The 20873-nt window shown below is 64.7% G+C and carries 20 protein-coding genes; 2 read left to right on the top strand and 18 right to left on the bottom strand.

The features are described 5' to 3' along the window. Positions 1-3: 3 nt before the first annotated feature. From NJ69_RS01990 to ppc, 5 genes are all read right to left on the bottom strand, one after another. Positions 4-873, bottom strand: a complete 870-nt coding sequence (locus NJ69_RS01990; protein WP_039575817.1) for a DUF72 domain-containing protein — start codon at positions 871-873, stop codon at positions 4-6. Positions 874-876: 3 nt separating this feature from the next. Then, positions 877-1167, bottom strand: a complete 291-nt coding sequence (locus NJ69_RS01985) for a hypothetical protein (protein ID WP_029613483.1) — start codon at positions 1165-1167, stop codon at positions 877-879. Positions 1168-1296: 129 nt separating this feature from the next. Beyond that, entirely contained in the window at positions 1297-1965 is a 669-nt protein-coding gene (tsaB, locus tag NJ69_RS01980; RefSeq protein ID WP_039575814.1) for a tRNA (adenosine(37)-N6)-threonylcarbamoyltransferase complex dimerization subunit type 1 TsaB, read from the bottom strand. Between the two features lie 89 nt (positions 1966-2054). Next, positions 2055-2705 carry an adenylate kinase gene (gene adk / locus NJ69_RS01975; protein WP_039575810.1) on the bottom strand — a complete coding sequence of 217 codons (651 nt, stop codon included), beginning with the start codon at positions 2703-2705 and terminating at the stop codon, positions 2055-2057. A gap of 259 nt (positions 2706-2964) precedes the next feature. After that, positions 2965-5592: a phosphoenolpyruvate carboxylase gene (gene ppc, locus NJ69_RS01970; protein ID WP_039575809.1), complete on the bottom strand. Its 2628-nt coding sequence runs from the start codon at positions 5590-5592 to the stop codon at positions 2965-2967. Positions 5593-5966: 374 nt separating this feature from the next. Here ppc and NJ69_RS01965 point away from each other — a divergent pair, with 374 nt between their 5' ends. Both NJ69_RS01965 and NJ69_RS01960 read left to right on the top strand, forming a co-directional pair. Continuing rightward, a complete protein-coding gene (locus tag NJ69_RS01965) occupies positions 5967-6380 on the top strand; it encodes a DUF4398 domain-containing protein (protein WP_039575807.1) in 414 nt (137 codons plus the stop codon). A 51-nt stretch (positions 6381-6431) separates the two neighbouring features. Beyond that, a complete protein-coding gene (locus NJ69_RS01960; protein ID WP_029613481.1) occupies positions 6432-7214 on the top strand; it encodes an OmpA family protein in 783 nt (260 codons plus the stop codon). A 64-nt stretch (positions 7215-7278) separates the two neighbouring features. On the opposite strand, the gene NJ69_RS01955 is transcribed toward NJ69_RS01960, so the two are convergent. The 13 genes from NJ69_RS01955 to NJ69_RS01895 form a co-directional block, all read right to left on the bottom strand. Continuing rightward, positions 7279-7605, bottom strand: coding sequence for a hypothetical protein (locus tag NJ69_RS01955; RefSeq protein WP_029613480.1), 327 nt, complete (start codon positions 7603-7605; stop codon positions 7279-7281). Continuing rightward, the gene (locus NJ69_RS01950; protein ID WP_039575804.1) at positions 7602-8525 is read right to left on the bottom strand and encodes an alpha/beta hydrolase; all 924 of its coding nucleotides are present in this window, start codon (positions 8523-8525) and stop codon (positions 7602-7604) included. Before NJ69_RS01950 ends, NJ69_RS01955 begins: the two co-directional genes overlap by 4 nt. Further along, positions 8497-9774 carry a flavohemoglobin expression-modulating QEGLA motif protein gene (locus NJ69_RS01945; protein ID WP_039575801.1) on the bottom strand — a complete coding sequence of 426 codons (1278 nt, stop codon included), beginning with the start codon at positions 9772-9774 and terminating at the stop codon, positions 8497-8499. Before NJ69_RS01945 ends, NJ69_RS01950 begins: the two co-directional genes overlap by 29 nt. 90 nt (positions 9775-9864) lie before the next feature. Beyond that, positions 9865-10413, bottom strand: coding sequence for a hypothetical protein (locus tag NJ69_RS01940; RefSeq protein WP_029613477.1), 549 nt, complete (start codon positions 10411-10413; stop codon positions 9865-9867). A 30-nt stretch (positions 10414-10443) separates the two neighbouring features. Further along, the gene (locus NJ69_RS01935) at positions 10444-11160 is read right to left on the bottom strand and encodes a TetR/AcrR family transcriptional regulator (protein ID WP_039575798.1); all 717 of its coding nucleotides are present in this window, start codon (positions 11158-11160) and stop codon (positions 10444-10446) included. Positions 11161-11220: 60 nt separating this feature from the next. After that, a complete protein-coding gene (lysS, locus tag NJ69_RS01930) occupies positions 11221-12723 on the bottom strand; it encodes a lysine--tRNA ligase (protein ID WP_039575795.1) in 1503 nt (500 codons plus the stop codon). 93 nt (positions 12724-12816) lie between these two features. Next, positions 12817-13912 (bottom strand): peptide chain release factor 2 gene (gene prfB, locus NJ69_RS22585; protein WP_116887664.1). Its coding sequence is split into 2 segments (ribosomal slippage): positions 12817-13839 and positions 13841-13912, totalling 1095 coding nucleotides; the frame shifts between segments, so codons are not numbered across the junction. Positions 13913-14066: 154 nt separating this feature from the next. Beyond that, positions 14067-15071 (bottom strand): response regulator, encoded by a 1005-nt coding sequence (locus NJ69_RS01920; protein ID WP_039575790.1) that lies wholly within the window; start codon positions 15069-15071, stop codon positions 14067-14069. 51 nt (positions 15072-15122) lie between these two features. Further along, a complete protein-coding gene (locus NJ69_RS01915; RefSeq protein ID WP_039575787.1) occupies positions 15123-16136 on the bottom strand; it encodes a chemotaxis response regulator protein-glutamate methylesterase in 1014 nt (337 codons plus the stop codon). Further along, on the bottom strand, positions 16133-18424 hold the full coding sequence (locus NJ69_RS01910) for a hybrid sensor histidine kinase/response regulator (protein ID WP_039575786.1): 2292 nt from the start codon (positions 18422-18424) through the stop codon (positions 16133-16135). The genes NJ69_RS01915 and NJ69_RS01910 overlap by 4 nt, the downstream gene beginning before the upstream one ends. After that, entirely contained in the window at positions 18421-19086 is a 666-nt protein-coding gene (locus NJ69_RS01905; RefSeq protein ID WP_039575784.1) for a chemotaxis protein CheW, read from the bottom strand. The genes NJ69_RS01910 and NJ69_RS01905 overlap by 4 nt, the downstream gene beginning before the upstream one ends. Further along, a complete protein-coding gene (locus tag NJ69_RS01900; RefSeq protein WP_039575783.1) occupies positions 19083-20354 on the bottom strand; it encodes a CheR family methyltransferase in 1272 nt (423 codons plus the stop codon). The genes NJ69_RS01905 and NJ69_RS01900 overlap by 4 nt, the downstream gene beginning before the upstream one ends. Then, positions 20351-20872, bottom strand: coding sequence for a chemotaxis protein CheW (locus NJ69_RS01895; RefSeq protein WP_029613336.1), 522 nt, complete (start codon positions 20870-20872; stop codon positions 20351-20353). Before NJ69_RS01895 ends, NJ69_RS01900 begins: the two co-directional genes overlap by 4 nt. Between the last annotated feature and the right edge of the window lies 1 nt (position 20873).

Raw genomic sequence — 20873 nt, 5'->3', positions numbered from 1 at the left:
GTGTCAGAGCAGTCCCAGTTGTTCGACCTCAGGCGCACGAGGCAATTCCGGTAACGCGGCCAGGCCCGGCAGGCGCGTCATCAAACGCTGGTGAAAACGCTGCGCCAGGGCGGCGGCCAGGCGGTTGTCGGCAGTGTGCAGGAACATGTACGGGCAGCGCCCTTGCTCGATCCATTCGGCGATCTTGTCCACCCAAGGCGTGAGGAATGGATCGTTGGCGTCCAGTTCGGGATGGCCAATGAAGCGCACCTGCGGATGCTGACTGAACGCTGCTGGCCGAGGCGGCACCTTGGGTTTCTTCGACTGCGCGTGCAGCACCTCGGGCGAGCGCGACGTGCAACTGAACAATGCCCGCGAATCCAGACAGATACGCTCCACTCCGCGCGCGTGCAACAGCCGATTGAGCAGCCGTTCTTCGTCGCCTCGGGCGAAAAACGCATCGTTGCGCACCTCCACCGCTACGGGCACGCCGATGTCGTCGAGGAACTGGCTCAGTTCGGCCAGACGTCCCGGGCCGAAGGATGCCGGCAGTTGCAGCCAGTAAGGCGATACCCGTTCGCCCAGCGGCGCCAGCAGGCGAGTGAAGTCGGCGGCCGAGTCCAGTTGCTGACGCAGATCGTCGCAGTGGCTGACCTCGCGGGGAAACTTGGCGGTGAAGCGGAAGCCTGCAGGCATCGACTGCGCCCAGCGCTCGACCGTGGCGGGTGCAGGGCGGGCATAGAAGGTGGTGTTACCCTCGACAGCGTTGAATACCTGGCAGTACAGCCCGAGAAACTGTGGGGATCGCGAATCGACGGGGTAGAGGTACTCGCGCCAGGCGTTTTCGCTCCAGGACGGGCATCCGAGGTGGTAAGGCAGTGGCGATGGGCTCATCGCTCAAATGTACAGGTCGAGCCCCAGCACTTCCATCTCCCAGTCGCTGAAGCCAGCGGTGCTCAGGTAGCTGGCCAAGGCGGTCGCGGTGCGACGATCACGCGCCCGAGGGAAGATCATGTCCTGTTGACGGGCCGGCAGGCCGGCGCTGCGGCGCTGGGCGCGGGCGACCTGCACCGCTTCATCGTCGTCCTCGACGAGCTGCGCGTCTTCGATCGACTCGTCGCGCACCGGTCCCTTGCGCGGGGGGCGCTTGACCGGGTACGGCTGTGAGGAGAATCCGTCGATGCGCATGAGGGCATACTCAGAAACAGTAATGGCAATCTAGCAGCATCCGGTATCCATCACCAACGCGGCCGTGATAACTGGACCACAGTTTTTGCCAAATGTTTATCTCGAACCGCAATAGCCGACGAATTGCACTCAGCGCGCCTTTGGTGTGGCCACGTTGTCACGCAGATACACCGGCTGCGCCTGGTCGGCGGCCACCGCTTCGCCGCGCGCCCAGGCATGCGCGGCGAGGCTGAGGATGTCCTGGGCATGGGGCAAGGCCCGGGCGTCGTGGCTGGCCACCTGAACCGCCAGTCGCTCGCCGTAGCCCCAGCCGGTGCCGGCGCCAAACCACTGACCGCCCTGAGGCAACACCACCTGTTCAGGGGCAATCACGCGCTCCGGTGCCAGCAGACGCATTTCGTCCCCCTGGGCCTGATAGCAGCCCCAGTACACCTCGTCCATACGCGCATCGATGGCCGCCGCCACCTGCTGCACGCCGTGCTGACGCAACGCGCCCTGGGCCAGCGCCGCCAGGTTGGACACCGGCAGCACCGGACGCTGCAGGGCGAATGCCAGGCCTTGGACCACGCCAATGGCGATGCGCACGCCGGTGAAAGCGCCCGGCCCGCGACCGAAGGCGATGGCGTCCACTGCGTTCAGGGCCACCCCGGCGTCAGCCAGTAATTGCTTGATCATCGGCAGCAGCTTCTGCGCATGCTGGCGCGGAATCACCTCGTAGTGGCTGGTCACCTGGCCGTCATGCAGCAGGGCGACGGAACAGGCTTCGGTGGCGGTATCCAGGGCCAGCAGGGTGGTCATCGAGCGTGTATCCAAAGGCGAAAGGGAAAAGGCCGGCAGTATAAACGCCTACGGCCCGCAAGCGGGCCGTGGTGCACTGCAAGGGACGATCAGCTCAGGGCTTGCAGTACCTTGGCGGTGATCGACTCGACCGAGCCGACACCTGCGATATGGGCGTACTTGGGCTTGCCGTCATTCGCGGCGGACAGCTTCTGATAGAAGTCCACCAGCGGTTTGGTCTGGGTGTGATAGACCGACAGGCGATGACGCACGGTCTCTTCCTTGTCGTCGTCGCGCTGGATCAGCTCCTCGCCCGTGACGTCGTCCTTGCCCTCGACCTTCGGCGGGTTGTACTGAATGTGGTAGGTGCGACCCGAGGCCAGGTGAACGCGGCGACCGGCCATGCGCCCGACGATCTCTTCGTCGTCCACGGCGATTTCCACCACGGCATCGATGTCCACGCCTGCCGCGACCATGGCTTCAGCCTGCGGGATGGTCCGCGGGAAGCCATCGAACAGGCAGCCATTTTTGCAATCTGGCTGAGCGATGCGCTCCTTGACCAGACCGATGATGAGTTCGTCGGAGACCAGTTGACCGGCATCCATGACTTTCTTCAACTCCAGGCCCAGCGGGGTACCGGCCTTGACCGCGGCACGCAGCATGTCGCCCGTGGAGATTTGCGGAATACCGAACTTTTCGGTGATGAACTTTGCCTGAGTACCTTTACCGGCCCCGGGAGCTCCCAGCAGAATTACGCGCATCTTGTGCTCCTCATATTTTTTTATAGCAAAACAGTGGATTCGGCGGTTCAGGGCCAAGTCCGGAAAATCGGATAGACCGGAAGATCGGTCAAAAGGCTGCTCAAGATACACAGCGCCCGTCAGCCAGACAAGCGTGCGAAAGTGGCACGGACCGGCGTGCCACGCCCCTTTTCAGTGCGGGTTGCGCCCCTCGCAACCGCACCCCGCACCGCCTTGCAAGACACCGTCGCTTGCGCGCATTCGACGGTGCCTCGGCACCTCAGCCGGTGTTGCGCAAACCCGCCGCAATGCCGGCCACGGTGACCAGCAGGGCCTGCTCCAATGGGCTATCCAGAGCGGCTTCGCGCACCCGCGAGCGGGCCAGCAGTTCCGCCTGCAGGCGATGCAGGGGGTCCAGGTAGGTGTTGCGCAAGCTGATGAATTCCAGGGTCTCGGGACTGTGGGCCAGTAGCACCGGCTGGCCGGTCAGGCTCAGCACCACCTGGCACGACTGCGACAATAGGTCGCGCAGATGCGACCCCAACGCCAGCAGTTGCGGTTGCACCAGACGTTCGTCGTAGGCTTTGGCGATTTCCGCATCGGCCTTGGCCAAGACCATCTCCAGCATGTCGATACGCGTACGGAAGAACGGCCACTGCGCACGCATCTGCGTCAGCAGGTCACCCTGCCCCCGGGCCAGTGCGTTGCTCAATGCGCTTTCCCAGCCCAGCCAGGCCGGCAGCATCAGCCGTGTCTGGGTCCAGCCGAAGATCCACGGGATCGCCCGCAGACTCTCGATGCCCCCGGCGCGGCGCTTGGCAGGCCGGCTACCCAACGGCAGACGTCCCAGTTCCTGCTCGGGCGTGGACTGCCGGAAATACTCGACGAAATCCGGGTTCTCGCGCACCACCGCGCGGTAGGCCTGCACGCCGTCGGCGGCCATCTGGTCCATCACCTCGCGCCAGGCGGGCTCCGGCGGCGGAGGCGGCAGCAAGGTCGCCTCCAGCACCGCCGCCAGATACAGGTTGAGGTTCTGTTCGGCGATGCCCGGCAGGCCGAACTTGAAGCGGATCATTTCGCCCTGCTCGGTGGTCCGGAAGCGTCCGGCCACCGAGCCCGGGGGCTGCGACAGGATCGCCGCGTGGGCAGGACCACCGCCACGCCCGACGGTGCCGCCGCGGCCATGGAACAGCAGCAATTCGACCTCATGTTCACGACAGATCCGTACCAGGTTTTCCTGTGCGCGGTACTGCGCCCAGGCCGCCGCCGTGGTGCCGGCGTCCTTGGCCGAGTCGGAATAGCCGATCATCACTTCCTGCGGACCGTGCAGCGTGTCGCGATAACCGGGCAAACCGAGCAGGCGCTCCATCACCGGGCCGGCGTTGTCCAGATCGGCCAGGGTCTCGAACAGCGGCACCACGCGCATGGGCCGGGTCAGTCCGGCTTCCTTCAACAGCAATTGCACTGCCAACACATCGGAGGCCGCACCGGCCATGGAAATCACGTAGGAGCCCAGCGAGGCAGCGGGCGCCGCCGCGATCTCGCGACAGGTCGCCAGCACCTCGGCGGTGTCCGCCTCGGGCTGGAAATAGTCAGGCAGCAGGGGTCGACGATTGGCCAGTTCGGCTTGCAGGAAGGCGATGCGCTGCTCTTCGTCCCAGTCGGCGTAGCGTCCCAGCCCCAGGTAGTCGGTGATTTCCGACAGTGCATCGCGGTGTCGGGCTGCGTCCTGGCGCACGTCCAGGCGCACCAGGAACAGGCCAAAGGTCACCGCCCGGCGCAGACAGTCAAGCAGCGGGCCGTCGGCGATCACGCCCATGCCGCAGTCATGCAGCGACTGATGGCATCGCTCGAGGGGCTCGATCAGTTCGCGGTTGTTGCCCAGCACCTGTGCCGAAGCAGGCTGTGGCCCGGCCAAGGAGGCATGGGCCCAGGCGCGGGTGGCGCGCAGGCGATCGCGCAGTTGCTTGAGCACCGCGCGATAGGGCTCGGCGCTGTCACCGACCACTTCACGCAGCGCGGCGCTGGCCTGCTGCATGGACAAATCCGCCGCCAGCGCATCGATGTCGCGCAGGAACAGGTCAGCCGCCATCCAGCGCGCCAACAGCAGTACCTCACGGGTTACAGGCGCGGTGACGTTGGGGTTGCCGTCGCGGTCACCGCCCATCCATGAGGCGAAGCGGATCGGCGCGGCGCTCAGCGGCAGCCGCTGGCCGGTGGCGTCGAACAAGGCCTGGTCGACCTTGCGCAGGTGGTTGGGAATGGCCTGCCACAGCGAGTGCTCGATCACTGCAAAGCCCCACTTGGCTTCATCGACCGGGGTGGGCCGGGTACGACGGATCTCCTCGGTATGCCAGGCCTCGGCGATGAGGCGGCGCAACCGCTCACGAATCCGCTGGCGCTCGGCGGGCGTGAGGTCGCGGTGGTCCTGGGCGGCGAGTTGGGCGGCAATCGCATCGTACTTCTGGATCAAGGTGCGCCGCGCCACTTCGGTGGGGTGCGCCGTCAGCACCAACTGGATGTCCAGTTCGGCCAACTGCCGGGCCAGGCTCTGATCGTCATGCCCGGCCTGGCGCAGCCGTGCCAGCAGTTCCGGCAAGGCGCGGTCTTCGAACGGCGCCTGCTGCTCGGCACCGCGCCGATGGATCAGCTGGTACTGCTCGGCGATGTTGGCCAGGTTGAGGAACTGGTTGAACGCACGGGCCACCGGCAACAGGTCGTCATCGGCCAGATCGGCAAGGGTGGAACTCAATTGCTCGCCCGCACCGCGGCGATCGGCCTTGGCACTGTGGCGAATGTCCTCGATCTTCTGCAAAAAACCTTCGCCATGCTGCTGGCGAATGGTTTCCCCGAGCAGCTCACCCAGCAGGTGGACATCTTCACGCAAGCGCACATCGATATCGGTCATTGGCTCTCCTTAGATCGCGCGGTCAACCCGCGCCAGCATCCCGGTCGATCCGCCAAGAGTGCCCACGACAGCCCGTCAAGACAAGCGACGCCACGCCAATGCAACTATTGCAACCTGCCGCGGTTCTCAACACAGACCGCGCCGTGGCAGGAGCGATGAGCCTCTAAGAGAGGCTGATATGGGCTGACCGATCAGTCAGAAAAAGATGCATTGCCTAGCTAAGTTTTTTCTGAACTATTCTTGAATCGCTCAAGTCGGAGCCAATAGCCATCACGCAAAAACCCTGCGCCCATGGTGTTTGGTGCACCGGCACAAGCCTATGTGATGTCAGGGAGCGATGGACTGTCACGGACATCGTTATCAGGAGTGTTCCAATGGAGTTGACCACCATGAAGACCCGCACCGCAAACTTCCCGTCCAACTCACTGCGCGGGCTGAAACTGGCCGCGCTGGCCCTGGGCAGCAGCCTGGTCCTGGCCGGCTGTGCTGGCAATCCGCCGACCGAACAGTACGCCGTGACCCAGTCCGCCGTGAACTCTGCGGTCAGCGCTGGCGGCACCGAGTACGCCGCAGTCGAGATGAAATCTGCGCAGGACAAGTTCAAGCAGGCTGAAATCGCCATGCATGACAAGAAGTACGACGAAGCCAAGCGCCTGGCCGAACAGGCCGAGTGGGACGCCCGCGTCGCCGAGCGCAAGGCCCAGGCAGCCAAGGCCCAGAAGGCCGTTCAGGATGCCCGCCAAGGCGTCAATGACGTGCGTGAGGAAGGCCTGCGCAGCGCCCAGTAAGGCCTGCCTGACCGCCCACCTGCCTTCGTTATCGATCAAAGGATGAACACTATGCGCAACTATGTAATGATCCCCGCCCTTCTGGCCCTGAGCGTTGGCCTGGCTGCGTGCTCGCACGACCCGAACGCCAACCTGGAATCGGCTCGCACCAACTTCTCGTCGCTGCAGAGCGATCCGCAGGCGAGCAAAGTCGCGGCGCTGGAAACCAAGGACGCCCAGGACTGGCTGAACAAGGCCGACAAGGCCTACATGGACCGCGAAGACGAGAAGAAGGTCGACCAACTGGCCTATCTGACCAACCAGCGTGTCGAAGTGGCCAAGCAGACCATCGCCCTGCGTACCGCCGAAGCTGACCTGAAGAACGCCGCCGCCCAGCGCGCCCAGGCCAAGCTGGACGCCCGCGACGCGCAGATCAAAGCTCTGCAGGACAAGCTCAACGCCAAGCAGACCGACCGCGGCACCCTGGTGACCTTCGGCGACGTGCTGTTCGACTTCAACAAGGCTGAGCTCAAGAGCAGCGCCCTGCCGAACATCACTACCCTGGCCACTTTCCTCCAGGAAAACCCGGAGCGTAAGGTGATCGTCGAAGGCTACACCGACAGCGTCGGTTCGCAGAGCTACAACCAGAGCCTGTCCGAGCGTCGCGCCAACAGCGTGCGCATGGCGCTGGTACGTGCCGGCATCGACCCAGCGCGCATCGTCGCCCAGGGTTACGGCAAGGAGTATCCGGTTGCGGACAACTCCAGCAATTCTGGCCGTGCCCAGAACCGTCGCGTGGAAGTCACCATCTCCAACGACAACCAACCGGTAGCGCCGCGTTCGACCATCCGTTGATAGCGTCTGCTCGGTAATATGAAAAAACCCGCCTCGATGGCGGGTTTTTTCATGCCTGCAGGTTTTATTGCACCTGTTGCGGCGTGTCCTGACCCATGCAGCGGATCGCCCGCTTGCGGTTGTCCACCAGCACGCCCGTCAGGCCCTTCTGCTGGGTATCGAACAGCACCAGCACGCCGTCGACGCACTGCGCCAATTGCGGCGAGGGCTCCAGCGATACCTTGTAGTCTTCGCCCGGGATGGTCTTGAGCATGGTGTAGTCCTGCAGCAGCAGCGCGTCTTCAGGCTTGGCGAAGTGCAGGTAACCGTAGTACCACAAGGCCCCCACGGTGACGATGATGGTGCCTACGCCGGTCAGGATCAGGGGGATGGCGTTGCGTTCTTCACTCATTGCGGGTGGTTCTCGTCAGGGTAGTTCGGCACTTCCGCCAATCGGCGCAGGCCGTTGAAATGGCTGGGATCGTCGAGAAAACGCAGCATCACCTGACGCCAGGTCGGGTCGGCGAAAGTCTGCACATGATCGCCCCGGGTCAGTTGCAACACGCGCGGCGGCGGTGCGTGCTGGTACAGGCGGATGCCGTTGGCCATCGGCACCAGGTTGTCGTCGATGCTGTGGAAGAACAGCTTCGGTGGGCTGTCCAGACGCTCGATGGAACGGATCGCGCTGTCGCCGTCGGGTACCAGCCAGGACAGCGGCACCTGCAGCGGCCAGGTCATCCACGAGGTGCTCAAGGCAAAGCGCCCGACATCGCGGTAGCTGGCCGGTACGCCGTCGAACACAAGGGCGCTGAAGCGCTGGCGTTGCTGGGGGTGTTCGGCCAGATAATGGATGGCCATGGCCCCTCCCAGGCTCTGGCCCAGCAACACCAGCGGCTTGCCTTGCACCTCGGGCGCCTGCCCCAGCCAATCCAAAGCGGCTTCGATGTCCTGGTACACCGCCGGCAGCGTAGGCTTGCCGGCAGAGAGGCCATAGCCCCGGTAGTCGAGCATCAGCACCTGGTAGCCCTGCTCGGGCAGCCAGTAGCTACCGCCCAGGTGCCAGGCCAGGTTGCCGCCATTGCCATGCAGGTGCAGCACCGTACCCTTCACCGCGACGCCGGCTTTGGCCGGTAACCACCAGCCATGCAAGCGCGTGCCATCGCGCGCCGTCAGCGTCACGTCGCGGTACGGCAACTGCGCACGCTCTGGCGTGAACGGCTGACCGGGCTCGGGGTAGAACAGCAGACTGCTGCAACCGGCCAGGCACACCAGCCCGAGCCCCAGCAACAGCGTACGGCAGCGCTCAGAGAATGTTGGCGTAGTCGGCTTCAATGCGATCGAGGCTCAGGTGGTTGAGGAAGTTGGAGAAACACATCCAGGCCGACAGCGCGTTGAGGTCGCGGAACTGCTCGGGAAGGTACTTCGGTGGCGCCACCAGGCCCTCTTCGACCAATTGACGCAACGTGCGCATGTCTTCCAGCGTGGTCTTGCCGCAGAACAGCAGCGGGATCTGCTCCAGCTTGCCCTTCCTCACGGCCAACTGAATGTAGTTGTAGACCATGATGAAGCCCTTGAGATAGGACAAGTCTTTGGTGAATGGCAGGCCATTGGGCACGGAACCACGGAACACGCGACTGGCATTGCCGTAGCTGTCGGCCATTTCGAAGCCCTGGTCGCGGAAAAAGGCGTAGACCTGCATGAAGTCGGCGCCCTGCTCCACCATGTGGATGGCGCGGGTACGGTTGGTCAGTTTGCGCAAGCGGCTAGGGTAGGAGGCGAAGGCGATCACCTCCATGAGAATGGCCAGGCCCTCCTGGGTCACGGTGGACGATGGCGGGCCTTTGGAGAGGAAGGTGCAGATGGGCTGGTTGAGGCCATTGAGGGTGGTGCCGACATGCACCAGCCCTTCATGCACCTCCAGCGCCCGCACGTCCCGGCTGTTGAACAGGGCGTCGCTGCGCACCTTGATGTAGTCGGCACCCGCCGCGGCATCGGCGACGATACCGTCGGACTCGAACACGCGAATGGTTTCTTCCGCCTCGCCGAACACCTTGTTCAGGCGACGCTGGAGAATTTCCACCGCTTCCTTGGCCGTGAGGTTCTTCGGCTCGTCCTTGAGATCGCCGCGCCCGTCGATGTTGTTCAGGTAATCCGAAAGCATCAGCCCCAGGTCGGCCAGGGTCGGGTCACCCGCGTGGAAGGCATCGGACGCGGCGCCGTACAGCTCCTGGGAGATCAGGCCGAAGTCCTCGGTGCCGCGCGCTTCGAGCATGCGCACCACCATGCGGTACTCCTTGCACATGCGTCGCATGATCTGCCCGACTGGGTTGAACTGGCCGAGCTGGCGGGTGATGTCGCGCTCGATGCTCTGGAATTCGGCTTTCACCGCGCTGGAGTCGAACGACAGCGGCCGGCTTTGATAGTAGGCGCGATCCACCGCCGGCGGTTCCTTGCCCTTGGTCTTGTAGAAGCCCTGACGAATGCCGTCGTCCCACTTCACCGCATCCAGCACCCTTATCGGGGTCTGGGCGGCGACGATACGGTCGGACAGCGCGCGGATGGTCTGTTGATAATCGTCCACCGGGAACTCCTTTCTGAAAAACGCTGGCCGTGCCGGGCTATAGCTTTGAGGCCAATAGCGAACGCTTCAGCCGCATAGCGTCCGGCAGGTTTATTTGCTGGCCCGCTGGAACCGCGCCGCTTCCACGAACAGGTCGGAGTTGGCCGGGTCGTCCAGGTACGCCAGAACGCGCTCGGCCGAACTGTCGATCGACACACCCGCGCCGTTGTCTTGCGGCACCTCGGTGCGGCGACCACTGAGTTCCTGCTTGTCCACGGCCTGCTGCATCTGTTCCACGTCCAGGTTGTAGACCACCAACTGTTTGCCATCGATCAGCTCGAAGCCGCCGATCACATAGTGGCCACCCAAGGACTTGGGCACCGCCGCCGACAGATACCAGCGGTTGCCATGGCGCGACACGGTGAAGTCGTAGGACTGTGGCGCCTTGCCCTGGGTGCGGGCCACCGCCTTGTAGGTGTCGCCAACCGTGCGGCTGATGGTCAACTGCAGCGGCTGGCCCCAGGCATCCTTGCTGCTCCAGTGACCCACCAGGCCCTTGGGCGCCGCCTGGTGCGCCGCCAGCGGTTCGTCGAACGTCACCAGGCATCCGCCCAGCAGCAGGAACGACAGGGTCAGCAACAGCACACGCCAGGCTTTCATCGGGTTCTCCTTGAAGAAATCGGCTACGCCTTACACCGCAGCCAGCACCAAGTGCAGATAGCGGGTCAGGATAGCGAGCATCTGCTCGTCGGCCTGGGCATCGGGCGCATCGAGCAGGCCCTGATATTCCATCTGCTCGATGATGGCCGTCAACACCAGGGCGTCCTGTTGCGGCTGACGCGAGCCGACCACCTCGAGCATCTGCCGCGCACCATGCAGCAGGATCTGCTCATGGGCACGCACCAGTTCGGCCAGACGCGGACACAGCAGCGCCTCCTGGCGGAACGCCTGTTCGGCCAGCAGGAAGTCGCGGCGGTTGAGCAATTGACGGCTGACATAGTCAGCGGTCATGCGCGCCACTTCGTCGGCCAGACGCGCCCGTGACAAGGCGCTGCAATCGCCCTGGGCGAGCAGATGACGCAACACCCCTTCGGTGTTGGCCCACAGCTTGGCCATGTAGGCGGCGCTGCGCTCGACGTACTGGGCGAAGCTGTCGGTGAGCAGGTCCTCGATGTCCTTGAAGTAATAGGTGGTGGCCGACAGGGGCACACCGGCCTCGGCGGCCACAGCGCGATGCCGCACGCCGCGCACACCATCACGCACGACGATGCGCATGGCGGCGTCGAGGATCTGCTGGCGGCGCTGCTCGCTGCCCTGGCGACTGGCCTTGCGGCCTTGATACTGGACGCTCTCGGCGACGGCATTGGCCACGCCGGCAGCCCCTTGCTGGGCAGTTGCGGGTGTCACGGGAAGTACCTCACGAAATGCAAGAAAAAGCCGCCTCGGGAGGCGGCTTGGTCAGTGGGCTCAGGCCTGCGGGCGCATGTGCGGGAAGAGGATCACATCGCGAATCGATGGCGAGTTGGTCAGCAGCATCACCAGGCGGTCGATACCGATCCCCTCACCGGCGGTCGGCGGCATGCCGTACTCCAGGGCGCGCACGAAGTCGGCGTCGTAGTGCATGGCTTCGTCGTCACCTGCATCCTTCTCGGCCACCTGGGCCAGGAAGCGCTCGGCCTGGTCCTCGGCGTCGTTGAGCTCGGAATAGGCGTTGGCGATTTCACGGCCGCCGATGAACAGCTCGAAACGGTCGGTGACGGCCGGGTTGTCATCGTTGCGGCGAGCCAGCGGCGAGACCTCGAACGGGTACTCGGTGATGAAGTGCGGCTGTTCCAGCTTGTGCTCGACCAGCTCTTCGAAAATCATCACCTGCAGCTTGCCCAGGCCCTCGTGGCCGAGCACCTTGGCGCCAGCCTTCTTGGCGATGTCACGGGCCTTGTCGACATCCTGCAGGTCGGCCGCGGTCAGCTCCGGGTTGTACTTGAGGATCGAGTCGAACACGCTCAGGCGAGCGAATGGCTCACCGAAGTGGAACACCTTGTCGCCATAGGGCACGTCGGTGCTGCCCAGGACCAACTGTGCCAGCTCGCGGAACAGCTCTTCGGTCAGGTCCATGTTGTCGCGGTAATCGGCATAGGCCTGGTAGAACTCGAGCATGGTGAACTCGGGGTTGTGCCGGGTCGAGACGCCTTCGTTGCGGAAGTTGCGGTTGATCTCGAAGACTTTCTCGAAGCCGCCGACCACCAGACGCTTGAGGTACAGCTCAGGCGCGATACGCAGGAACATGGCCATGTCCAGCGCATTGTGGTGAGTTTCGAAAGGCTTGGCGGCGGCGCCACCGGGAATGGTCTGCAGCATCGGCGTTTCGACTTCGAGGAAGTCGCGCTCGGCGAGGAACTTGCGGATGTGCGAGATCACCTGGGAGCGCACACGGAAGGTGTGGCGCGTGTCCTCGTTGACCATCAGGTCGACGTAGCGCTGACGATAGCGCTGCTCGGTGTCGGTCAGGCCATGGTGCTTGTCCGGCAGCGGACGCAGCGACTTGGTCAGCAGGCGCACGTCGGTCATCTCGACGTACAGGTCGCCCTTGCCGGAACGCGCCAGGGTCCCTTCAGCGCTGATGATGTCGCCCAGGTCCCAGGTCTTGACCGCTGCAAGGGTCTGCTCGGGCAGGGTCTTGCGGTTGACGTAGACCTGGATGCGCCCGGTCATGTCCTGGATGACCATGAACGCGCCACGGTTGAGCATGATGCGGCCGGCGACCTTGACCGGAATCGCGGCTGCTTCCAGTTCTTCCTTGGTCTTGTCCACGTACTGCTTCTGCAGGTCGTTGCAGTAGCTGTCGCGACGGAAGTCATTGGGGAAGGCATTGCCCTTGGCCCGCTCGGCGGCAAGTTTGTCCTTGCGCAGGGCGATCAGGGTGTTTTCTTCCTGTTGCAGGTCTTGCGATTCGGTCTTCAGGTCGCTCATGTCGTCATTGGTTCCATCAGGTGTTCGTTGCCCCTGTCGGGCAGGCCACGCGATACCGGACCCAGGCCAGGTATCGCGGCGGTGGTGTGCGGTTTACAGGCCCTGCTTGAGGCTCGCTTCGAGGTACTGGTCGAGGTCGCCGTCGAGGACTTTCTGGCAATCGCTGCGCTCGACGCCGGTGCGCAGGTCTTTGATCCGCGAGTCGTCAAGCACGTAGGAGCGGATCTGGTGACCCCAGCCGATGTCCGACTTGCTGTCCTCCAGCGCCTGGGAAGCGGCGTTGCGCTTCTGCATTTCCAGCTCGTACAACTTGGCCCGCAGCATTTTCATGGCGGTGTCCTTGTTGGCGTGCTGGGAGCGTTCGTTCTGGCACGCCACCACGGTATTGGTCGGCACGTGGGTGATACGCACCGCCGAGTCGGTGGTGTTGACGTGCTGACCGCCCGCACCGGAGGAGCGGTAGGTGTCGACGCGCAGGTCGGACGGATTGATCTCGATCTCGACCTTGTCGTCGATTTCCGGCGAAACGAACACCGCCGAGAAAGAGGTGTGGCGACGGGCGCCGGAGTCGAACGGGCTCTTGCGTACCAGACGGTGCACACCGATCTCGGTGCGCAACCAGCCGAAGGCATATTCGCCCTTGATGTGCACGGTGGCGCCCTTGATGCCGGCGACCTCGCCTTCGGACAGCTCGATGATGGTGGCATCGAAACCGCGCTTGTCGGCCCAGCGCAGGTACATGCGCAGCAGGATGTTGGCCCAGTCCTGCGCCTCGGTGCCGCCAGAACCTGCCTGGATGTCGAGGTAGGCGTTGTTCATGTCCATCTCGCCGCTGAACATGCGGCGGAACTCCAGTTGGGCGAGGGATTCCTCGAGCCCTTCGAGTTCGCCGATCACATCGCTGACGGCTGCGTCGTCACCCTCTTCCACGGCCATGTCGAGCAAGTCCTTGCAATCGGCCAGGCCGCCGGACAGCTTGTCCAGGGTCTCGACGACCTGCGCCAGCATGGCCCGCTCGCGGCCCAGGCTCTGGGCATACTCAGGCTTGTTCCAGACGGCCGGGTCTTCCAGCTCGCGGTTGACTTCGATCAGACGATCACTTTTGTGATCGTAGTCAAAGATACCCCCGAATTGACTGGGAACGCTCGGTAAGGTCCTTGATGGTATTGAGGATCGGTTGGATTTCCATGGGCGGGCAGCTCTCGCGCGAATTCGGTGAAAAGCCCGCGAGTATATCGCAGTCCGTAGCGGTACGGCAGTGCGGGAGCGGCCATGTGTCGCGAAAGGGCGACACGTCGACCTGGGCAATCAGGCCACCGCCCCCGCTCCCGCAGACGCTGCTTTCAGGCGATACCCACCTGATTGCGACCGCTATTCTTGGCCTGGTACAGGCCTTTGTCCGCCGCCGAGATCAGTTGCCGGCAATGGCTGCCGATCGCCGGGGTCTGGGTGGCCAGGCCGATGCTCACGGTCAGGCTCGAGTCCGCCTGCGGTGCGCTGTGGGGAATCTTCAGCGCCAGGACGGTCTGGCGCAGCTTTTCCGCGATCAGGCGCGCGCCACCCGGTGAGGTATTGGGCAGCACCAGGGCGAACTCCTCGCCGCCGTAGCGCGCCGGCAGGTCACTGGGCCGCGAACAGGAACCGCGAATGGCCTCGGCCACCTGGCGCAAGGCCTCGTCGCCGGCCAGATGGCCAAAGCTGTCGTTGTAGGCCTTGAAGTAGTCCACGTCGATCATCAGCAACGACAATTGCTGCTGCTCGCGCATGGCCCGGCGCCACTCGAGCTCCAGGTACTCGTCGAAGTGGCGGCGGTTCGACAGCCCGGTCAGGCCATCGGAGTTCATCAGCCGCTGCAGCATCAGATTGGTGTCGAGCAACTGCTGCTGGCTCACCCGCAAGGCCCGGTAGGCCTCGTCGCGCTGCAACAGGGTCAGGTAGGAGCGCGAGTGATAGCGGATGCGCGCCACCAACTCGATGGTGTCCGGCAGCTTGACCAGGTAATCGTTGGCTCCGGCGGCGAAGGCGGCGCTCTTGACCAGCGGATCCTCCTTGGTCGAGAGGACGATGATCGGGATATCCTGGGTGGCGGGGTTGTTGCGGTATTCGCGCACCAGGGTCAGACCGTCCAGGCCCGGCATGATCAAGTCCTGCAGGATCACCGTGGGCTTGATGCGCATCGCCTGGGCCACCGCCTGATGCGGGTCGGCGCAGAAGTGGAAGTCGATGTTCTCTTCATGGGACAGCCCGCGACGCACCGCCTCACCGATCATCGCCTGGTCATCGACCAGCAGGACCATCGCGGCACCTTCGTTGATCGTCGTGAAACCTTCGATCGGTAGATCATTCATCTGTATTCACCAGATCACCACCGACCACTCGGCGTGACTCAACACATGTCGTCATTTCGGAAAGATTTCCACTAGTCGCCCGGCAATCCGTTCCAGCGGCCGAATCTCGACGGCCGCCTGGATCGCCGCGGCCGCTTTGGGCATGCCATATACCGCACTGCTCTGCTGGTCCTGGGCAATGGTCAGAAAGCCCTGTTCACGCATCAGCTTCAAACCCTGGGCGCCGTCACGGCCCATGCCGGTGAGCAGTACGCCCACCGCCTCGCTGCGCCAGAAGCGCGCCACACTCTCGAAGAACACGTCGATCGAGGGTCGATAGATTTCGTTGACCGGCTCGGCGGTGTACGCCAATTGGCCGTTCTGCAACAGCCGAATATGGTGGTTGGTGCCGGCCAGCAGCACCTGGCCCGGCTGCGGCGGCTCGCCCTCGCGCGCCAGGCGCACCGGCAGCCCGGACACCCCGCTGAGCCACTCGGCCATCCCGGCGGCGAACACCTGATCGACATGCTGGACCAGCACGATGGCGGCGGGAAAATCCCGCGGCAACGCCTTGAGCAGCACTTCCAGAGCCGCCGGACCACCGGCTGAGGAGCCGATGGCCACCAACGCACAGCGAGACGCCGGCGTACGCGCCGGTGCATCCAGCGAACGTGCCGCACTGGAGCGTTGCTGACCGATCAGCCAGCCGATATTGAGGATCTTGCGCAGCAACGGCGCGGCAGCCTCACGGGCATCGCCCGCGCCCAGCGCCGGCGTATCGACCACATCGAGCGCGCCGTGGCCCATGGCCTCGAACACGCGGTGCACGTTCTGCTTGCGATCCACCGTGACGATGACGATCGCGCAGGGCGTTTCGGCCATGATGCGTCGCGTCGCCTCGACGCCGTCCATCACCGGCATGATCAGGTCCATGAGAATCAGGTCGGGCGTGAGCTCGGCGCACTTACGCACGGCCTCCTCACCGTTACCCGCGACCCACACCACTTCATGGGCAGGCTCGAAAGCCAGCGCACGGCGCAAGGCTTCCACGGCCATGGGCATGTCATTGACGATGGCGATTTTCATCCTTGTGCCCCTCCGATCAGCTCCACCACGGCGTCCAGCAACGCATCGTCATGGAAGCTGGCCTTGGCCAGATAATAGTCGGCACCGGCGTCCAGACCACGTCGTCGGTCTTCTTCCCGGTCTTTGTATGACACCACCATCACCGGTAATGACTGCAATCGATTGTCGCGGCGAACCAAAGTCACCAGTTCGATGCCATCCATGCGCGGCATGTCGATGTCGGTGATCAACAGGTCGAAGTCCTCGCCCCGAAGCGCATTCCAGCCATCCATGCCATCGACCGCCACGGCCACCTCGTAGCCGCGCGTGCTGAGTAGCTTGCGCTGCAATTCGCGCACGGTGAGCGAATCGTCGACCACCAGCACGCGCTTGCGCGGTACGCCTCGACCAGCGCCCGCGCTGCGCTCGATGCGCTCCAGGCGACCGGTGCTGAGCAGCTTGTCCACCGAGCGCAGCAAGTCTTCGACATCGATGATCAGCACCACCGAGCCGTCGTCGAGCAACGCCCCGGAAGAAATGTCCTGCACCTTGCCCAGGCGCGGATCCAGCGGCATCACCACCAGCACCCGCTCGCCGATCAGGCGCTCGACCGCCACCCCATAGAGCTGCTCGCGCTCACGGATGACCACTACGCGCAGACTGTCCGCATCACCCTGCGCGGGCGGACGATTGAGCAACTGGCTGGCGGCGACCAGGCCGATATGGCGGTCTTCGTGCCAAAAGTGCTGGCGCCCCTCGATCTGCACGATGGACTGCGCGGGGACGTCGAGGGTGCGCTCGATGTGCGCCAGCGGGAAGGCGTAGGCTTCGCTCCCGACCTCTACCACCAGGCTGCGCACCACCGACAGGGTCAGCGGTACTTCCATGTGGAAGCAGCAGCCATGGCCTTGCGACTGGGTCAACTCGATCGAGCCGCGTAATTCGCGAACCATGTGCTGCACCGCATCCAGGCCCACCCCGCGTCCTGACACCTCGGTGACCTGCTCGCGCAGGCTGAAACCCGGCAGAAACAGGAAGGTGAGCAGTTCTGCTTCACTCATCTGTGCGACGGTTTCGGCCGGCGACAACGCGCGCTCGACGATGCTGCGGCGCAGGCGCTCCAGGTCGATACCGGCGCCATCGTCGGTCAGCTCGAGGATCAACAAGCCGGCCTGATGGGACGCGCGCAAGCGCAAGGTGCCATCGGCCGGTTTGCCCGCCAGCAAGCGCTGCTCCGGCGACTCGATGCCGTGGTCGACGGCGTTGCGCAGCAAATGGGTGAGCGGTGCATCCAGGCGCTCCAGCACATCACGGTCGACCTGCGTCTTGTCGCCCTCGATCAGCAACTGCACCTGCTTGCCGAGCGACCGGCCGAGGTCGCGGACCATGCGGCTCTGCCCGGTGAGTACATCGGCGAACGGCCGCATGCGGCACGCCAGCGCCGTGTCATACAGCAATTGAGCGCGTTGACTGGCCTGCCAGCCGAACTCGTCGAGGTCGGCGGCCTGCTGCTGGAGGATCTGCTGGGTTTCGGCCAGCAGGCGTTGGGTCTGGGCCAGGGCCTCGAGCACCTCGACGTTCTGAGCGCTGCCCTCGAGCTGGCCCCTGAGCCCGTCCAGCGCACGCATGCCCTGGCCATGCATGCGCTTGAGGCGCTGCAGGGTGGCCAGGTAAGGCTTCAGACGTTGGGTTTCCACCAGGGATTTGCTCGACAGGTCAAGCAAGCTGTTCAAGCGATCGGCGGTGACCCGCAATACCCGCTCGCCGCCCTCACCGCCTCGCCTGCTGGTCTTGGTAACCGTCGCCGCTTCAGATTCGGGTTCGCGCTCGACCGTGGCCACCGGCAACGCCGGCGGGTACGCTGGGGTCGGGGCGGGCGCAGGCTCGGCCGGCAGGCTCGGGCGCGGCACGATGGGCGCGGTGGGATCGAGCAGCGCCGCCATCTGCACCAGGAACGCCGGCACCGCTGCCTCGCCTTGCAGATCGCCCGGGGTGGCGATTCGCATGAGCAGATCGGTGCCCTGCAACAGGGCGTCGATGTGCTCCGGGCGCAGCAGCAGTCGCTGTTCCTGAGCCGCCACCAGGCAGTCTTCCATGACATGGGCCACGCTGACGCCCGCATCGATCCCGACGATTCGCGCGGCGCCCTTGAGCGAGTGCGCGGCACGCATGCAGGCCTCGAGCTGATCGGCCTGGGCCGGATTGCGCTCCAATGCCAGCAGGCCGGCACTGAGCACCTGGGTCTGGGCCTCGGCCTCCAGGCTGAACAGTTCGAGCAGCGAAGCGTCGCGCATTTGCTCCGGGGTCATGACAGGCTCCGCTTCACGGCAGACAGAAGTTGGCGCTCATCCAGCACGCGCACGCTGCGGGCACGCCACTGCAGTACCGCCAGGGTGAAGGTCGCGGCGTCGCGCTCGTCCTGCGCCTGCGCGAGGTCCAGACGATGGATGCCGTCGACCTCGTCCACCGGCAACACCACCGGCCCGCCCTCGGCGGCAAGGATCAGCATGCGCGGCATGATTCGGCCCGGGCGCTCAGCGCCTGAGACTGCGGCCACGCCCAGCAGGTCGGCGAAGGACAGGCACGGCACCAGCGCACCGCGCACGTTGGCCACCCCCTGCAGGACCCGCGAGCGTTGGTGCGGTAGCGAATGCACCGGCAGCAACGGTTCGATCTCCGCCAGGCAGGCTGTGGCCAGCGCCAGCCACTCCTCGCCCAGCCGGAACAGCAGCATGGAGCGTCCCGCAGCCCTCGGCTCGACGCTGACGGCCTCGACCTGCTCGTCCTGTTGCAGCGCGTAGCGGTCCAGCAGTCGGGTGGCCGCAGCGGCGTGCACTTCGCAGTTGCGACAGTGGATATGCCGTTCAAGCAACGGGCATTGCTTGTCGCCGTGAACACCGATGCGGTTCCAGCAGTCATCGATATCGTCGTCGGCCCGGGCGATCAGTGGCAGGCCCTGTTGCTCGCTCATCGTTCAGACTCCCGGTCCGCCTTCGCCGCACGCGCCTGCAGGCGCCGTGCGCCGGCACTGTCGCCCTGGGAGGCCAACAACGCGGCCAGGTGCATCAGTGCCTCGGCATGCTGCGGCTCCAGATACAGTGCCTTGCGGTAATGCTTGAGCGCCTCGCCGGCGTCGCCCTGGGTATCGCTGAGCAAGCCCAGCCAGTAATACACCTGGGCCTTGGGCGCGAACTGGCGCAAGTAACGCTCGCAACTGGCGCGGGCCTGATCGCTGGCACCGCTGTTGGCCAAGCGCGCAATGCTCGCCAGCAGTTCGGGCTCACCCTCGCTCGCCGCCGGTTCTGGCAGCGGCCTGATCGGCGCTGGCGGAGTGCGGGTAGCCTGCAGCGCATTCGGCGCCCAGGCAGTCGCTCGCGGTGGCGGTGCGGGCGTCGCCGCCACACGCACGACAGGTGCGGGACTGGGCGGCGCAGTGACGCTAGCGGGATCCTGGCGCACATAGGCGAACGACTGCGCGATACCGACCGGGCGCATGCCCAGGCGTGCCAGCAGACTGCCCTCGGCCGGACCAATGAACAATACGCCGTCGTCGTGCAGCAACAGCTTCAATACCTCGAACACGCGCTGCTGAGTCGGGATGTCGAAATAGATCAGCAGGTTGCGGCAGAACACGATGTCATACAGTCCACTGCGCGCGCGTAACGCCGGGTCGAGCACGTTGGCCGCTTCCAGGCTGACCTGCCGGCGGACTCGCTCGGACAACTGGTAGCTGTCGTTGACGCCTTCGAAGTGCCGGTCACGGAAGGCCAGATCGCTGCCGCGGAACGAATTGCGTCCATACACCGCGAGTTCGGCGCGCGCGATGGAGCTGGGGCTGATGTCCATGGCATCGACGCGGAAAGCACAGGGCGCAAAGCCCGCGTCGAGCAACGCCATGGAAATCGAATAGGGCTCTTCGCCGGTCGAGCACGGTAGGCTGAGCAGGCGCAAGGGCCGGGCACCGGCCAGTTCGGCCAGGCGCTTACGGGCCAAGGTGGCCAGCGCGGTGAACGACTCGGGGTACCGGAAGAACCAGGTCTCCGGCACGATCACCGCCTCGATCAGCGCCTGTTGCTCGACGGTCGATTGCTGCAGGCACAGCCAATAGTGGTCGAGGTCGCCGGCCGCCGACGCCGCACAGCGTTGGCGCAAGGCGCGCTCCACCATCGAGGCGCCCACCGACTCCACGTCCAGCCCGATGCGCTCCTGGAGGAAGCGGAAAAAGCGCTGCTCGCTCATTCAGCCTCCGCTTCAGAGACTTCGGGGAACAGCAGCCGGCGCACATCCTCGTCGAGCAAATCATCGACCTGAATGCGCTGCAGCAGGCCATGTTCGTCCTGTCGTACCGGGCCGAGGTAGCGTGCTTCGCGGTTATCCACGCCATACGGCAGGAACTCATCGGGTTGGCAGCGCAGGGTGTGGGTGGCCTGTTCCAGCACCAGGCCCAGGCGAAGCGGCGCGCGCAGGGGATCGCCTTGATAGTGCACCAACACCAGACGCGTACTGGTGCGGCGCGGCGCAGGTGCGCCGAAGCTCAGCGCCGACAGGTCGATGACCGGCACCAGCGTACCGCGATGACCAAGAATTCCGGCCACCCAATGCGGTGCCTGGGCGATGGGCTTGAGCGGGCGCAGCGGCAGCACCTCGATCACCTCGCGCACGTCCAGGGCGAAGCGCTGCTGGCCAATGCTGAACTGCAGGTACAACACGCCCTTGTTCGCGGTCTGGCGCTGCTCGTGCGATTGCGGCTCGGCCATC

It is taken from the genome of Pseudomonas parafulva, from assembly GCF_000800255.1.
GTDB classification, from domain to species: domain Bacteria; phylum Pseudomonadota; class Gammaproteobacteria; order Pseudomonadales; family Pseudomonadaceae; genus Aquipseudomonas; species Aquipseudomonas boreofloridensis.
The sequence above is the reverse complement of the archived record's forward strand: the minus strand, read 5'-3'. Positions and strand labels throughout refer to the sequence as shown.

Bases quoted from the DNA above. Each gene is read 5' to 3' on its own strand.
- adk (WP_039575810.1), bottom strand. From the start codon at position 2,705: ATGCGCGTAATTCTGCTGGGAGCTCCCGGGGCCGGTAAAGGTACTCAG.
- NJ69_RS01960 (WP_029613481.1), top strand. From the start codon at position 6,432: ATGCGCAACTATGTAATGATCCCCGCCCTTCTGGCCCTGAGCGTTGGC.
- NJ69_RS01940 (WP_029613477.1), bottom strand. From the start codon at position 10,413: ATGAAAGCCTGGCGTGTGCTGTTGCTGACCCTGTCGTTCCTGCTGCTG.
- NJ69_RS01965 (WP_039575807.1), top strand. From the start codon at position 5,967: ATGGAGTTGACCACCATGAAGACCCGCACCGCAAACTTCCCGTCCAAC.
- tsaB (WP_039575814.1), bottom strand. From the start codon at position 1,965: ATGACCACCCTGCTGGCCCTGGATACCGCCACCGAAGCCTGTTCCGTC.
- NJ69_RS01910 (WP_039575786.1), bottom strand. From the start codon at position 18,424: ATGACCCCGGAGCAAATGCGCGACGCTTCGCTGCTCGAACTGTTCAGC.
- NJ69_RS01900 (WP_039575783.1), bottom strand. From the start codon at position 20,354: ATGAGCGAGCAGCGCTTTTTCCGCTTCCTCCAGGAGCGCATCGGGCTG.
- lysS (WP_039575795.1), bottom strand. From the start codon at position 12,723: ATGAGCGACCTGAAGACCGAATCGCAAGACCTGCAACAGGAAGAAAAC.
- ppc (WP_039575809.1), bottom strand. From the start codon at position 5,592: ATGACCGATATCGATGTGCGCTTGCGTGAAGATGTCCACCTGCTGGGT.
- NJ69_RS01985 (WP_029613483.1), bottom strand. From the start codon at position 1,167: ATGCGCATCGACGGATTCTCCTCACAGCCGTACCCGGTCAAGCGCCCC.
- NJ69_RS01990 (WP_039575817.1), bottom strand. From the start codon at position 873: ATGAGCCCATCGCCACTGCCTTACCACCTCGGATGCCCGTCCTGGAGC.
- NJ69_RS01915 (WP_039575787.1), bottom strand. From the start codon at position 16,136: ATGAAAATCGCCATCGTCAATGACATGCCCATGGCCGTGGAAGCCTTG.
- NJ69_RS01905 (WP_039575784.1), bottom strand. From the start codon at position 19,086: ATGAGCGAGCAACAGGGCCTGCCACTGATCGCCCGGGCCGACGACGAT.
- NJ69_RS01955 (WP_029613480.1), bottom strand. From the start codon at position 7,605: ATGAGTGAAGAACGCAACGCCATCCCCCTGATCCTGACCGGCGTAGGC.
- NJ69_RS01920 (WP_039575790.1), bottom strand. From the start codon at position 15,071: ATGAATGATCTACCGATCGAAGGTTTCACGACGATCAACGAAGGTGCC.
- NJ69_RS01895 (WP_029613336.1), bottom strand. From the start codon at position 20,872: ATGGCCGAGCCGCAATCGCACGAGCAGCGCCAGACCGCGAACAAGGGC.